Source organism: Streptomyces lacrimifluminis, from assembly GCF_014646095.1.
Lineage (GTDB): Bacteria > Actinomycetota > Actinomycetes > Streptomycetales > Streptomycetaceae > Streptomyces > Streptomyces lacrimifluminis.
Window position 1 is genome coordinate 75,479 of sequence record NZ_BMMU01000013.1, and the last position, 15,318, is coordinate 90,796.

General features: G+C 70.2%; 10 protein-coding genes. All 10 read right to left on the minus strand.

The window, feature by feature from the left end; genetic code table 11:
• Nucleotides 1-37: 37 nt before the first annotated feature.
• Nucleotides 38-1,324, minus strand: a complete 1,287-nt coding sequence (locus IEY89_RS20505) for a glutamate-5-semialdehyde dehydrogenase (protein WP_189148905.1) — start codon at nt 1,322-1,324, stop codon at nt 38-40.
• A 115-nt stretch (nt 1,325-1,439) separates the two neighbouring features.
• Nucleotides 1,440-1,904, minus strand: a complete 465-nt coding sequence (locus IEY89_RS20510; RefSeq protein ID WP_189149020.1) for a DUF8830 family protein — start codon at nt 1,902-1,904, stop codon at nt 1,440-1,442.
• 200 nt (nt 1,905-2,104) lie between these two features.
• A complete protein-coding gene (proB, locus tag IEY89_RS20515) occupies nt 2,105-3,232 on the minus strand; it encodes a glutamate 5-kinase (RefSeq protein WP_189148906.1) in 1,128 nt (375 codons plus the stop codon).
• Nucleotides 3,233-3,359: 127 nt separating this feature from the next.
• A complete protein-coding gene (locus tag IEY89_RS20520; RefSeq protein WP_229695329.1) occupies nt 3,360-5,393 on the minus strand; it encodes a hypothetical protein in 2,034 nt (677 codons plus the stop codon).
• Between the two features lie 99 nt (nt 5,394-5,492).
• Nucleotides 5,493-6,995 (minus strand): bifunctional cytidylyltransferase/SDR family oxidoreductase, encoded by a 1,503-nt coding sequence (locus tag IEY89_RS20525; RefSeq protein WP_189148907.1) that lies wholly within the window; start codon nt 6,993-6,995, stop codon nt 5,493-5,495.
• Nucleotides 6,996-7,162: 167 nt separating this feature from the next.
• Complete coding sequence (locus tag IEY89_RS20530; protein WP_189148908.1) at nt 7,163-8,713, minus strand: alkaline phosphatase D family protein; 1,551 nt, start codon at nt 8,711-8,713, stop codon at nt 7,163-7,165.
• Between the two features lie 331 nt (nt 8,714-9,044).
• Nucleotides 9,045-10,481 carry a GTPase ObgE gene (gene obgE, locus IEY89_RS20535; RefSeq protein ID WP_189148909.1) on the minus strand — a complete coding sequence of 479 codons (1,437 nt, stop codon included), beginning with the start codon at nt 10,479-10,481 and terminating at the stop codon, nt 9,045-9,047.
• A gap of 105 nt (nt 10,482-10,586) precedes the next feature.
• Nucleotides 10,587-10,841, minus strand: coding sequence for a 50S ribosomal protein L27 (gene rpmA / locus IEY89_RS20540; protein WP_006374707.1), 255 nt, complete (start codon nt 10,839-10,841; stop codon nt 10,587-10,589).
• A gap of 14 nt (nt 10,842-10,855) precedes the next feature.
• A complete protein-coding gene (rplU, locus tag IEY89_RS20545) occupies nt 10,856-11,176 on the minus strand; it encodes a 50S ribosomal protein L21 (RefSeq protein WP_006374708.1) in 321 nt (106 codons plus the stop codon).
• A 316-nt stretch (nt 11,177-11,492) separates the two neighbouring features.
• Nucleotides 11,493-15,308 (minus strand): Rne/Rng family ribonuclease, encoded by a 3,816-nt coding sequence (locus tag IEY89_RS20550; RefSeq protein WP_189148910.1) that lies wholly within the window; start codon nt 15,306-15,308, stop codon nt 11,493-11,495.
• Nucleotides 15,309-15,318: the final 10 nt, after the last annotated feature.

Here is a 15,318-nt window from a genome sequence, read left to right on the forward strand (position 1 = left end):
CGGGGCGCCCCGGCGGACGGAATCGCGATCATGCCTCTCAGCGGCGGATATGCCCGTCGCCCGTGACGATGTACTTCGTGCTGGTCAGCTCCGGCAGCCCCATCGGCCCGCGCGCGTGCAGCTTCTGCGTCGAGATGCCGATCTCCGCGCCGAAACCGAACTGACCGCCGTCGGTGAAGCGCGTAGAGGCGTTGACGGCGACCGTCGTCGAATCGACCAGCTGGGTGAAGCGGCGGGCGGCCTGCTGCGAGGTCGTCACGATCGCCTCGGTGTGCCCGGAGGTCCACAGCCGGATGTGCTCGACGGCCCGGTCCAGCGAGTCGACGACGGCGGCGGCGATGTCGTACGACAGGTACTCGGTCTCCCAGTCCTCCGGGGTCGCCTCGACCACGGTGGCCTTCGAGTCCTTCGCGTACGCCAGTACGCGCTCGTCGGCGTGCACGGTGACCCCGGCCTCGGCCAGCGCGTCCAGGGCGAGCGGCAGGAACTCGGGGGCGATGTCCTGGTGGACGAGGAGCGTCTCGGCGGAGTTGCAGACGCTGGGGCGCTGGGCCTTGGAGTTGAGCAGGATCTCGATCGCCATGCCGAGATCGGCCTGCGCGTCCACGTACACATGGCAGTTGCCCGTGCCGGTCTCGATGACGGGGACGGTCGACTCCTGGACGACGGTCCGGATCAGGGAGGCACCGCCACGCGGGATCAGGACGTCGACCAGGCCGCGGGCGCGCATCAGTTCCCGTACGGAGTCGCGGCCCTCGCCGGGTACGAGCTGGATGGCGTCGGCGGGCAGGCCGGCCCCGCCGACGGCGTCGCGCAGGACCCGTACCAGGGCGGTGTTCGACTCGAACGCGGAGGACGAGCCGCGGAGCAGGACCGCGTTGCCGGACTTCAGGCAGAGCGCGGCGGCGTCGACCGTCACGTTCGGGCGGGCCTCGTAGATGATGCCGACGACGCCCAGCGGGACGCGGACCTGGCGCAGGTCGATGCCGTTGGGCAGGGTGGAGCCGCGGACGACCTCGCCGACCGGGTCGGGCAGCGCCACCACGTCCCGGACGTCGGAGGCGATCGCGCGCACCCGCTCCGGAGTGAGCGTCAGCCGGTCGATGACCGTCTCGCTGGTACCGGCCTCGCGCGCGCGGGCGACGTCCTTGGCGTTGGCCTCGACGATCTCGCTCGTACGGACCTCCAGCGCGTCCGCGATGGCGAGCAGCGCGTCGTCCTTCTCGGCCCGCGGAAGGGGGGCGAGGTCGGCGGCGGCGGCCTTGGCGCGGTAGGCGGCCCGGGTGACCGGGGACATCGAGTCGTACGGCGAAAGCGTGGTCATGTGGGAAGCGTAGTGCGCCGGACGGAACCGTCCACCGGCTATCCCAAACCCCGAGACAGGCCCCGGGACCCCGTGAAACGGGCCGCCTCAGCGGGGCAGCCCAGTGGCGGCGGGCCTAGAACGGGTGCACGCCCACCGGGGTCGCCGGCTGCGGGCCGAAGCCCTCGGCGATGCGGTAGTGGTAGGTCTCACGGTCGATGACCTCCAGGCCGACGATCTCCCAGGGCGGCAGCTTCGCGGTCTGGCGGTGCTCGCCCCACAGGCGCAGGGCGACGGCCGCGGCGTCGTGCAGATCGCGGGCCTCCTCCCAGTAGCGGATCTCCGCGTGGTCGTTGGCGTATCTGCTGGTCAGCAGAAAGGGATGGTCGTGGGCGAGCTGCTCAAGAGCGCGCCGGACCTCCTTCAGCGGGGCCTCGGCACCGGAGACGCTGAGCGTGACATGCCACAGGCGCGGCAGATCCTTCGGCTCCTCGTACGCCTCCTCGAAGCGGGCGCCTGCCGCGACGCTGGTCAGGGCTCGCTCCTCGCCCACCTTGCGGGAGGCGGTTCCACCGCGGGACGCCGCCGCCCCAGGGCGCACTCGTCTCACGGCGGCCTCCTTTACCCGATGGTCGTGCCGGAATCTCCCTGAAACAGAGAGAAGCAGGTACGCACGCCTCATGGGGCACTTTTGCGGAACGTCCACCTCACGGCGGGCGGATTTGCGGGGCGTTCCCCCCGTTTTCGGCCTTTGCGGGACTCAAGTCGACGAGAGGGGCCACGGGTGACGAGCCGCAGGCCCTAGGGGTTCAGGACGACGAGGTCGTCCCGGTGCACGACTTCGCGCTCGTACGCGGGGCCCAGTTCGCGGGCCAGTTCGCGTGTCGAGCGGCCGATCAGCTGGGGGATCTCCTTGGCGTCGAAGTTGACGAGCCCCCGGGCGACGGCGTGGCCCGCGCCGTCGCGCAGCTCGACCGGGTCGCCCGCGACGAACTCGCCCTCGACCGCGGCGATCCCGGCCGGCAGCAGCGACTTGCGCCCCTGGACGATGGCGCGCACGGCGCCGTCGTCGAGGGTGAGCGAGCCCTGCGGGGTGGAGGCGTGCTGGAGCCAGAGCAGCCGGTCGGCCGAGCGCCTGCCGGTGGCGTGGAAGTAGGTGCCCGTGTCCCGGCCCGCGAGGGCGTCGGCGGCGTGGACAGCGCTGGTCAGGACCACCGGGATACCGGCGGCGGCGGCGATCCGGGCGGCCTCGACCTTGGTGACCATGCCGCCGGTACCGACGCCGGCCTTGCCCGCGCTGCCGATGTCGACGTGGGCGAGGTCGGCCGGACCGCGCACCTCGGCGATCCGTGCCGTACCGGGCCTGCTGGGGTCGCCGTCGTACACGCCGTCGATGTCGGACAGCAGGACGAGGAGGTCGGCGCGGACGAGGTGGGCGACGAGGGCGGCGAGGCGGTCGTTGTCGCCGAAGCGGATCTCGTCCGTGGCGACGGTGTCGTTCTCGTTGACGACCGGGAGGGCGCCCATCGCGAGGAGCTTGTCGAGGGTGCGGGAGGCGTTGCGGTGGTGGGCGCGGCGGCTGGTGTCGTCGGAGGTCAGGAGCACCTGGCCGACCCGGATGCCGTGGCGGGCGCAGGAGGCGGTGTAGCGGGCGACGAGGAGACCCTGCCCGACGCTGGCGGCGGCCTGCTGGCGGGCCAGGTCCTTGGGGCGCCTGCGCAGGCCGAGGGGGGCGAGACCTGCGGCGATGGCACCGGAGGAGACGAGAACGATCTCCTTCTCACCACCGCTGCGGCTCTTGGCGAGGACGTCGACGAGCGCGTCCACCCGGTCGGCGTCGAGGCCGCCGGCCGCCGTGGTCAGCGACGAGGAACCCACCTTGACGACAATCCTGTGAGCCTCTGCGACGGCCTGCCTTGCCCCTGCCACCTGCGTTCCGTCCCCTCGGGTCGTCCGGCTCGGATCGTCCGGCCGCACTGACGGGCAATTTACGCGAACAGGGGTGAGGCGTGTGCGCTGGTCCAGTGGGCGGACCAGCGCACACCCCCGCACACCCTCAGGTCCGCGCTGCCGCCGCCTGCCGCTTCTGCCCCGCGTTGCGTGCCTCGGCCTTCACCGCGAGGTCCGCCGTGGCGGTGTTGAACTGCTCGATGGACGGCGGCTCGTCGGGCCCGAGCAGATACCGCTTGAGCTCCGCGCGCTCACCGGCCAGCGGATCGGCCGCCGGGTCGCGCACCGCGTCCAGCAACTGCCCCAGTTCCTCGGCGCTGTTGGTGAGGATCACGGCGGCACGGACCGCGGTGTTCTGCCGCTTGAACTCCTCAGCACCCAGTGCCGCCGAGTCCGTCACGGCGTACGGCTTGCCGCTCGCGATGAAGTCGGAGACCACGCTGGAGATGTCGGAGACCATCGCGGCGGACACGTTGAAGCAGTCGTACAGCCGTGGCTCGGCGCCCGTGACGACCCGGTGCTCCCCGGCGCCGAACGAACGCCAGTACGCGTCGTTCCACTCGGCGCGCAGCTTCTCGATCTCCTCGTGCCGCTCCACGTCGACGACCCCGTCGCGGGTCGCCTCCGCCTCGTCGCCCTTCTCGCCGGCGGACCCGGCCAGTTCGGCGAGGCGAGCCTCGATACGCGCGAGGTCGGCCTTGGCCCGCGTCTGCTCTTCGAGGTCGCCCAGGAAGCGCGGGTCGGCGGCCCGTTCGACCGCGGCCTTGTCCACCAGCGCGGTGATCCGCTCGTGCGCGGCCCTGGCCTCGTCGCTGCGGGTGCCGGTGAAGGGGTGCGGTTTGTAGAGCACACGGACGGGCGGGTCGGCCGACACCAGCTCGCGCACGATGTTCTCACCGGCGAGCAGGATGGAGGTGTTGCCGGGGTCGTCGTCCCAGCCCTCCCACGTGGGGGCGTACAGAACGGTCGGGATACGGCCCCCGGGCATGCCCTGCGACCCGCGGATGGGCGCCAGTTGGGGCCGCCCGACCTCGACGATGTCCTCGTCCCGGACGCCCACGTCGGCGATCGCGTACCGGTCGCGCCCGGCCCGCCCGGCGACCCACACCTCGTCGTAGGCCTTGCTGAACGGGTTCACGCTGGCGATCTTGTCGCTGTCACCGTGCCCGATGAAGACATGCTTCATGGTCGGTACGCGCAGCAGGTGGATGTTCTTGCCGACGTTCGCCGCGTAGAGCGCGACCCGGACCGTGCGCAGGTCCAGGTTCATCAGATGGATGCCGCCGGGCACACAGATGACGGGGACGGTCGTGGGTGCGAGGTTCTGCAGTATGACGCGTTCGCGGAGGACGATCAGCGGACGGGTGTCCAACTGCTCCATCGTCTCCAGCCACATGTTGACCTGGTACGCCGAGTCCTTGGAGCCGGAGAAGTACAGCAGCGTCTGCGGCCGGTACTCGCGCAGCCACGCGTCCGTCGCCGCGAGCACCGTCTCCGCGTCCGGCGGGATGCGGCGTCCCCGGACATAGGGCGCGAGGGCGATGACGTACACGAAGGCCAGGCCGAGGGTGAGGCCGACGCCGACCATGCCGTACGCCGTCGAACCGGTCCCGGTGGTGATGAGGATGCCGGTCAGCGCGGCCAGGTCGAGGTGGAGCATCTTCTCGGTGGAGCGGTCCAGCAGGAAGCGCGGCGGGGCGTCGGGGATGGCGATGCGTGAGGCCAGGTCGACGTTGCGGGTGGCGACCGGCATCCGGCGGCGGTTGCGGATCAGGGTGATCAGGGCGCCGTGGGGGGCCTGGAAGCCGTAGAAGGCGATGAAGCAGGCGATCGCCGCGTAGAAGATCACGCTCCGGGAGAGGTCGAGGCGTGCCAGCAGCAACAGCACCAGCAGTTCCCGGACCAGGAACCGGATGGAGACGCCCGCCCGCACCTTGCTGAGGCGGTTGACCAGATAGCTGCCCCGGCGGTGCAGATAGTGGTCCGCCAGGTAGGTCACTGCGGCGGCTGCGGCGAAGGCGGGCACGCTCGGGAGGAGCGCGGCCAGCATGAGACAGGGGAAGCCCAGCATCATGAGGACCGCCGCGGCCAGCTCGGCCGGGCTGCCCACCCGGGCGACGCGAATAGCAGTGGAAATCAAGGAGAACCTGTATCTGGGAAGTGCCCGGGAGTGATCGGGGAATTACTCGGGAATTGTCTGGGTGTCTGCCGGTGGATTTCGTGGATTCCGTGTGGGCTTTTATGCCAGGTCGTCGTTCTGCCGGTCGAGCACGCTGGCGAGCGCCTGTTCGAAGCCGGAGGCCCGGCCGGCCACTGCCGTCGGGTCCTGCTGGCGGACGTCGATGACATGCCCGGTCAGCTCGGACAGCAGCACGTCCAGCGAGGTACGGGCCACCGCCTCGGAGGAGAGCAGCGAACCCGCGGGCTCCTGGCCGAAGGCCTTCGTACGCATCGGCGTGGCCGTGCGCTCCGGGTTGACGCAGTTGACGCGGACGCCGTCGCCCGCCCATTCGTCCGACAGGGCCTGGGTGAGGTTCACCATCGCGGCCTTGGTGGAGGAGTAGAGGCTGTACTCGGCCCGGCCGCGCGTGTAGCTGCTGGAGGTGTACAGGAGCAGCTGGCCCTTGGTCTCGGCGAGGTACTTGTAGGCCGAGCGGGCGATCTGCACGGGGGCCAGGTAGTTGACCTTCAGCGCTTCCTCGATGGTCGCGTTGTCGGTCTCGGCGAGCTTGCCGATGCGCAGGACGCCGGCCGTGTTGATGACGTAGTCGATGCGCCCGGTCTCGGAGTACGCCTTCGACAGCGCGTCGTCGACCTCCTCCGGGTTCTCGACGTGCGTGCCGGTGGTCGAGCGCCCGAGGGCGTACACCTTGGCGCCGTACCCCTCGGCCAGCCCGGCGATGTCCTTGCCGATGCCGTAGGACCCACCGAAGACGACGAGCGTCCTACCGGTGAGCAGCTCGCGATAGGCCTCCTCGCTCATCTGTTCCGGCGTGGCGGCGGAGGCGAGCTGGAAGAGCTTGTCGGCGATGAAGACGTCGACGGGCTGGGTGACCTTCATGTTGTACTCGTCGCCCGCGACGACGTGGATCGGCACGTCCGGCAGATACCGGAGGACGACCGAACAGTCGTCCGTGGCCTGGAAGTTCGGGTCGCCTGCCGCGACCTCGTAGGCCCGCCGGATGGTCGACAGCTTGAACGCCTGGGGCGTCTGACCGCGCCGCAGCCTCGACCGGTCGGGAATCTCGGTGATGAACTCACCGTCCTCGCCGTGCGTACGCGTCACGATGATCGTGTCGGCGGAGGGAATGGCGACGTCGACGGCCTGGTAACGCTCCAGGGCGATCACGCAGTCGTCGATGACCCGCTGGGACAGCAGCGGCCGTACGGCGTCGTGGAACAGGACGTTGCGGTCCTCGCCCTCGGCCAGCCCCTCCTCAAGGGCCTCGATGGCCCGCTCGGTGGTGTCGTTGCGCGTGGCACCGCCCTCGATGATCCGGGTGACCTTCTTGAAACCGGCCTTGGCGACGATCTTCTCGACGTCCGGCACATAGCCGGGTGCCATCAGCACGATGACGTCGTCGATCGAATCCGCCTGCTCGAAGGTGCTGAGGGTGTGCTCGATGACCGCCTTGCCCGCGATCTTCAGCAACTGCTTCGGAATCGACAGACCCACCCGCTGACCGGTGCCGCCCGCGAGGACGACGGCGGTGGTGCGGGGCTTGTCTTTACGCTGGGACACAGGCGACCTACCTCGGGGCAACGGAGAACCCTGAAATCGTCCCACCTGCCGTTACCGCAGTGCAAGGTGAGCGCCCTCTGTCGCATATGCGCGCGCTACCTGTCATTCACCGGAAATTATTCAAGTGATTCTTCTTACGGTCGCCGCAGCCCTTTCGGGAGCACCGCTCAGACCTGCCGCACTCCCGGCTTCCCGGACTCGACGTGGAGCTTGGCGAGGGTCCGGGAGGCGGAGGTGGGCTTGGTCACGGTGTCGGCGATCCGGACCTGGGCGTCGATTCCCGCGCGCCTGATGTCGAAGAGGTGGTAACCGCGGTGGTGGTCGATGACCTTCCAGTGCGGGTTGTCGGCCCTGAGCGGGTCCCACTGCTTGTGGAAGGCGACGGGGTCCTGGTCCCCGTTGCTGGAAATGGACGTACCGACGAACTCGGAACCGACGACCTCAGAGCCGGGATCGGCGAAGTCCCGCTTGAGGTCGCTGATCATGGTGAGGTGACGGTCCCCGGAGAGAACGACGGGGTTGCGCACCTTCGCGAACTCGGCGAGCAGAGCGTTGCGTTCGACCTGGTAGCCGTCCCAGGCGTCGTAGTACCAGAGCTTGCCGTCACCGATCTTGAGGTCGGTCTCGGCCATCATGATCTGCGAGGCGATGAGGTTCCAGCGCGCCTGCGACCCGTGCAGGCTGCTGAGCAGCCACTGCTTCTGCGCGGCGCCGAGCATGCTCATCGCCGGGTCCTGGGCACCGGCCTGGCTGGTGGCCTGGTCGCTGCGGTACTGCCGGGTGTCGAGCACGTTGAGCCGCACGAGCCGCCCGAAGTCGAGCCGCCGGTGCATCCGTATGTGGGGACCGTTGGGCACGGCGGTGGCGCGTACGGGCATGTGCTCGTAGTAGGCCTGGTAGCCGGCGGTGAGCCGCGCCGCGAACGCCTCGGGCGTCTGCTTGGCGGGATCCTGCGGGATGTCCCCGGCGAAGTCGTTGTCGATCTCGTGGTCGTCGAAGGAGACGACGAAGGGCGCGGCGGCGTGCATCGCCTTGAGGTGCGGGTCACTGCGGTACTGGGCGTACCGGTTGCGGTACTCGACGAGGCTGTACGGCTCGCCGGTCCCCTCGTGCTTGCGTACGCCGGTGGTCGCGGGCGTGGACTCGTAGATGTAGTCGCCGACGAAGACGACGACGTCCGGGTCCTGGGCGAGCATGTCGGCGTACGGAGTGAAGTAGCCGTGCTGCCAGTTCTGGCAGGAGGCGAGCGCGAGCCGCAGATGGCTGCCGGAGACGAGCGGACGGGGAGCGGTACGGGTACGCCCCACCGCCGAGAGCTGCCCGCTGGTCCGGAACCGGTACCAGTAGTGCCGGTCGGGGAGCAGGCCCCGTATGTCGGCGTGCACGCTGTGCCCGAACTCGGGCCGGGCCCAGGCGTATCCGCGCTTGACCTTCCGCCGGAACCGGGAGTCCTCGGATATCTGCCACTCCACGACCACGGCCCGGTCGGGCATCCCACCGCCGTGGAGCGGATCGGGGGCGAGCCGGGTCCACAGCACGACACCGTCGGGCAGGGGGTCCCCGGAGGCGACCCCGAGGCTGAACACCCCGGCGGGCAAAGGGGTTTGCGCGGCCCGGGCGGTCCCCGCCAGCAGCAGTTGCCCGGACGCGGCGGCTCCGACAGTGGCGGCACCGGCGGTCAGAAACCGGCGCCGGCCGGGCGAAACGACTCCACTCATCGTCGAACTCCGTTGCCTGGGAGGCCTCTTGGACCTACGGAAGCTCCCATGGCACGACGAACAGGAGACCCCTGAGGAATGAATCAGAGGGGGAACATAGGAAACGGTACGTGCGGCGCCGCAGGTGGGGTCGTTACTGCCCAGGCATGGTGTTACAGCCCAGGCGGCACCTTTCAACGCCGGCCCGCACCTCCAGCCCGTCCGGCGTTTGAGGACGAGGCCCCTTCAGGGCCGACAGGGGGGTCTGGGGGGCGCCGCCCCCCAGGAACAGGATGGGACGGGTAGGGGCGGCGGGGGCGAAACAACCCCACCGCCACCCCCACCGCACCCCCTAGAACGGCTCGAAGTCGTCGAACTCCTTCTGCGCCTCGTCCCGTTCCGCCTGCTGATCGCGCCGCCGCTGCGCGGCCGGCCGCGGCACGTCAAGACGGTGGTCCTCCCCACGCCGTCCCAGCATCTCCGCCCCCGCCATGACCGTGGGCTCCCAGTCGAACACCACGGCGTTGTCCTCGGGACCGATGGCGACGCCGTCGCCCGCCCGGGCCCCGGCCTTCATCAACTTGTCCTCGACACCGAGCCGGTTGAGCCGGTCGGCGAGGTAACCAACCGCCTCGTCGTTGTTGAAGTCGGTCTGACGCACCCAGCGTTCGGGCTTCTCGCCCCGGACCCGGAACAGCCCGTCCTCCTCCTGGACGACGGTGAAGCCCGCGTCGTCGACGGCCTTCGGCCGGATGACGATCCGGGTCGTCTCCTCCTTGGGCTTGGCGGCCCGCGCCTTCCCGACCACGTCGGCGAGCGCGAACGACAGCTCCTTCAGCCCGATATGGGCGACGGCGGACACCTCGAACACCTGGTACCCGCGAGCCTCCAGTTCGGGCCGCACCATCTCGGCGAGGTCCAGACCGTCCGGCACGTCGACCTTGTTGAGGACGACGATCCGCGGCCGGTTCCCCAGCCCGCCGTACTGCTTCAGCTCCTCCTCGATCATGTCGAGGTCGGAGACGGGGTCACGCTCGGACTCCAGCGTCGCCGTGTCCAGCACATGCACGAGCACGCTGCACCGCTCCACGTGCCGCAGGAACTCCAGGCCGAGCCCCTTGCCCTGGCTGGCACCGGGAATGAGCCCGGGCACATCGGCGATGGTGTACACGGTCGCGCCGGCGGTCACCACGCCCAGGTTGGGCACAAGCGTCGTGAACGGATAGTCGGCGATCTTCGGCTTGGCAGCGCTGAGCACCGAGATCAGCGACGACTTACCGGCGCTCGGGTACCCCACCAGCGCCACGTCGGCGACCGTCTTCAGCTCCAGGACGATGTCCTGCAGCCCTCCGGGCACCCCGAGCAGCGCGAACCCGGGCGCCTTGCGCCGGGCCGAGGACAGCGCGGCGTTGCCGAGCCCACCGCGCCCGCCCTCCGCGGCGACGTACGAGGTCCCGTGCCCGACCATGTCGGCGAGCACGTTGCCCTCCTTGTCGAGCACGACCGTCCCGTCCGGCACCGGCAGAACCAGGTCCTGCCCGTCCTTGCCGGACCGGTTGCCGCCCTCGCCGGGCTTGCCGCTGGTGGCCTTGCGGTGCGGGGAGTGGTGGTAGTCGAGCAGCGTGGTGACGGACTGGTCGACAGTGAGGATCACGTCACCGCCGCGCCCGCCGTTGCCGCCGTCGGGCCCGCCCAGCGGCTTGAACTTCTCACGGTGGACGGAGGCACAGCCGTGACCTCCGCTACCCGCGGCGACATGCAGCTCGACGCGGTCCACGAAGGTGGTCATGGGATGTGCCTCCAGTTACGTACGAAAACTCTGTTTAGGTAAAACACACGAAAGGCGGACCCGCTTCCCGTTCGGGAAGTGAGGTCCGCCTCTCGAAAGAACCGATCAGGCGACCGGAACGATGTTCACGACCTTGCGCCCACGGTGGGTACCGAACTCCACCGCACCGGCGGCCAGCGCGAACAGCGTGTCGTCCTTGCCACGGCCGACGCTCGCGCCGGGGTGGAAGTGGGTGCCACGCTGGCGGACCAGGATCTCACCGGCGTTGACGACCTGACCGCCGAAGCGCTTCACGCCGAGCCGCTGAGCATTTGAGTCGCGACCGTTCCGGGTGGACGATGCGCCCTTCTTGTGTGCCATCTCTCCTCAGTCCCTTACTTCGCAGCCGCGGGGATCTCAGTGACCTTGATCGCCGTGTACTGCTGGCGGTGGCCCTGACGACGGCGGTAGCCGGTCTTGTTCTTGTAGCGAAGGATGTCGATCTTGACGCCCTTGTGGTGATCCACGATCTCGGCCTGGACCTTGATGCCGGCCAGGACCCACGGGTCGCTGGTCACGGCGTCGCCGTCGACAACGAGCAGGGTCGAGAGCTCGACCGTGTCGCCAACCTTGGCAGTGGAAATCTTGTCAACCTCAACGATGTCGCCGACAGCAACCTTGTGCTGGCGACCACCGCTGCGCACGATGGCGTACACGCAGATCTCACTCTCTCGCTCGGGAACGACACCCCCGCAGTCCAGCCGCCCGGCAGAAGCGAGTGGCCTCTCCCGCCGCGCCGAATGACCGGCGCTCAGGAGGATGAGGTTTACGGGGATGTGGCACGTCACGGAAAAAAACTATGGACATGCCGACGCTCAAGATTACGGGCCCGACCTGAACGGGTCAAACCGAGCCCCTGTCCCCCGCTCACGAAGCTCGTAAACGCTCACGACGAAGACGGCGGTCCGCCGGGAGAAACCCGGACGGACCGCCGCACCACCGCACTACCGGTTCGGACAACCGGGGAGGGGATCAGCCCTCCGTGGCCGCCGAGACGGACGTCTGCGCCGACTGCTCGGCCGCAGCCGACGTCTTCTTCGACGCCGTCTTCTTCGACGTGACCTTCTTCGCGGCCGTCGTCGTCTTCTTGGCAGCCGTCTTCTTGACCGCGGCGGTCTTCTTCGCGACGGCCTTCTTGGCCGTGGTCGCCTTCTTGGCGGCGGTCTTGCGCGCCGTCTTCCTGGCGGGAACCGCGTCCTCTGCCTCGGCCTCGGTCTCGGCCGCTTCGGCAGGCGCCGAAGGCTCGGTGGCCGTCGGGACGACCATGACGGCCGCCTCCTCGGACGAGGTGGGCGCGGTGGCCTTGCGCACGGCACGTCGCCGCGGCCGGGCCGGAGCCGCGCTGTCGGTCGCCACGGGAGCTTCGACCGGAGCCGGAGCCACGACTGGTTCCGCGACCGGCTCCACAACCGGCTCGGCGACGACCGTCACCACGGTCTCGGCCACAGCCTCGTCGGCAGCCTTCGGCGAACCGGCCGGAGCCGACACCTTGCGGGTGGCCCGCCGACGCGTACGCCCCTTGGGAGCCGCATCGTCCTGCACAGCGACCGGCGTCTCCGCGACCGGCGTCTCGACGACCGGATCCTCGACAGCCATGGGCTCGGCGTGAGCCACGGCCTCCGGAACCTCGACCGGAGCCGCCTCCGCGACTACCGGGGCCTCGGCGACGACGGACTCGGCCGTACGGGTGTCAGCACCACGCCCGTGAGTCCCGCGGGACTCGGACCTGGGCGCCCCCGCCGGAGCCGAGGCCCGTCGGCTCGCGCGCCGCCTCGAACGGCCACCCCTGCCAGCCGCGGCCTCCGCCTCGGCGGCGCTGTTGTAGAGCTCCTCGTCGGGCTCGAAGACGGTCGCCGACAGCGCCACGGGCGCCGCGACCTCGGCGGCGAGCTCGGCCTCCGTCTCCGTCTCCTCGACTTCGGCCTCGTCCTCGGCCTCGTCCACCAGCACGTCGTGCTCGTGGGTGTGCTCCTGGTCGGCACCGCCACGACCGCGCTTCTTGCGCTTGCCGCCGCCTCCGCTGGAGGTCGGCTGCTCCATGTGCACGATGACACCACGGCCGTTGCAGTGGACACAGGTCTCGGAGAAGGACTCCAGGAGGCCCTGTCCGACCCGCTTCCGGGTCATCTGGACCAAGCCCAGCGAGGTGACCTCCGCCACCTGGTGCTTCGTACGGTCGCGGCCCAGGCACTCCAGCAGACGCCGCAGCACGAGATCCCGGTTCGACTCCAGGACCATGTCGATGAAGTCGATGACGACGATGCCGCCCAGGTCGCGCAGCCGCAGCTGGCGCACGATCTCCTCGGCCGCCTCCAGGTTGTTCCTTGTGACCGTCTCCTCCAGGTTGCCGCCCTGGCCGGTGAACTTGCCGGTGTTGACGTCGACGACGATCATCGCCTCGGTCTTGTCGATCACCAGCGAACCGCCGCTGGGCAGCCACACCTTGCGGTCGAGCGCCTTGGCGAGCTGCTCGTCGATGCGGTACGTCGCGAAGACGTCGACCTCGGAGGTCCACTTCGACAGCCGGTCGGTCAGGTCCGGGGCCACGTGGGACACGTACCCCTGGATGGTCTGCCAGGCCTCGTCACCGCTGACGATGACCTTGGTGAAGTCCTCGTTGAAGATGTCGCGCACGACGCGGACGGTCATGTCCGGCTCGCCGTACAGCAGAGTCGGCGCGTTGCCGCTCTTCGACAGCTTCTGGATGTCCTCCCACTGCGCCTGGAGCCGCTCGACGTCGCGACGCAGCTCGTCCTCGCTCGCGCCCTCGGCGGCGGTGCGCACGATGACGCCCGCGTCCTCGGGGACGATCTTCTTGAGGATGGTCTTCAGGCGCGCGCGCTCGGTGTCGGGCAGCTTGCGGCTGATGCCGGTCATCGACCCCTCGGGGACGTAGACCAGGTAGCGGCCGGGAAGCGAGACCTGGCTCGTCAGACGGGCACCCTTGTGGCCGATCGGGTCCTTCGTGACCTGCACGAGCACCGGCTGCCCGGACTTCAGCGCGCTCTCGATGCGCCGCGGCCCGTGGGCCATGCCCAGCGCCTCGAAGTTGACCTCACCGGCGTACAGGACGGCGTTGCGCCCCTTGCCGATGTCGATGAACGCGGCCTCCATGGAAGGCAGCACGTTCTGCACCTTGCCCAGGTACACGTTGCCGACGTACGAGGTCGACTGCTCCTTGTTGACGTAGTGCTCGACGAGCACGTTGTCCTCAAGGACGCCGATCTGGGTGCGGTCGCCGTACTGGCGTACGACCATCACGCGTTCGACGGCCTCGCGGCGGGCCAGGAACTCGGCCTCGGTGATGATCGGAACGCGTCGGCGTCCCTGCTCACGGCCTTCCCGGCGGCGCTGCTTCTTGGCCTCAAGGCGCGTGGAGCCCTTGATGGACTGCACCTCGTCACTCGGGTGCTCGTCCCGCTTGGCACGCGGCTCACGGACCTTGACGATCGTGCGCTCGGGGTCGCCGTCGACGATCACGGGCTCGCTCTCGCCGGACGAGTCACCGGCGCGACGCCGACGACGACGACGGCGACGGCTGCTGGCGGAGCCGGACCCGCCCTGCTCGTCGCGCTCGTCCTCCTCCGCGTCCTCGTCCACCTGGTCGACGGTGTCCGCGGCGTCCTCGTCGGCCCGCGCGGTCTCCTCGCCGGCGTAGTCGTCGTCACCGGAGTCGGAGTCGGCGGACTCGCCCCGGCGCCTTCGACGGCCACCGCGGCGGCGACGGCGGCGCGAACCGGGGCCCTCCTCGCCGTCGTCGTCGGGGTCGGCGTCGTCGGTGGACTCGGCGGACTCGTAGGCGTCGTCGACGCCCTCCGTCTCCTCCGGCTCCTCGACCACGACGGGCGCGGCGGCCACGGGCTCCTCGTCGCCACCCCGGCGACGGCGCCGGCGGCGCGGCGCGTGCTCCTCGACGACGGTCTCGGCGACCGGAGCGGCCTCGACCTCGTCCTCCGGAGCTTCGAGTTCCTCGATGTCCTCGGCCGCCTCTGCGGCAGCCGCGGCGGCGGCCCGCTCGGCCGTCTGGAACATCGGCTCGGTGAAGACGGGCGCCTGGAACACAGCGACCGCCGGACGCGCGGGACGCCGTCCACCCTCGCTCTCACCGTTCTTGACGGCGGGCGCGGGCGCGGAGAACCCGACAGCCGCCTTACGGGCGACCCGACGACGCCCGCGACGCGGCGCGGCGTCCTCGACGGACTCGATTGGGGGCTCGGCTTCCACCTCGGCCTCGGCGACCTCCGCGACAGCGGCGGGGACCGGAGCCTCCGTGTTCGCAGCCTCGGTCTCGGTCTCGGCGGCGGGCGTGGAGACCCGGCGGGTGGCCCGGCGACGGGCACGTGGAGCAGGCGCGGCCTCCTCCACGACGGCGGGGGCCTCGACGGCCACGCTCTCCTCGTCGCTCTTCTCGCCCTGCTCGCCGCTCTCCTCGGCAGACGGGGCGGATACGGCGGTCTCGGCAGCCTTGGCGGGCGCACCGGCGGGCGCGGACGCGCGCCGGGTGGCCCGACGGCGCGTACGAGGAGCGGGCGCGGCCTCTTCCTCGGCGTTCCCGGCGTGCTGGTCGGTCTCTGCGGCCTTGTCGGCCCCAGCAGGCTTGTCGGCCGCTGCGGCCGGCAGGGCCGGCGTCGTGGTCTCGGCCACGGACGCGGCCTCGGCCCCGGCGACAGGCGGTCCCGCGGGGCGGGACGCCGCGCGGCGCCGACGGCGCGGCGGCAGGGTGTCGCTGGGGGTGTCGTGTGCGGAACCCTCAGTGGGCTCCGAAGCGGATTCGGTCGGTTCGAGCATGCGGGCGGTT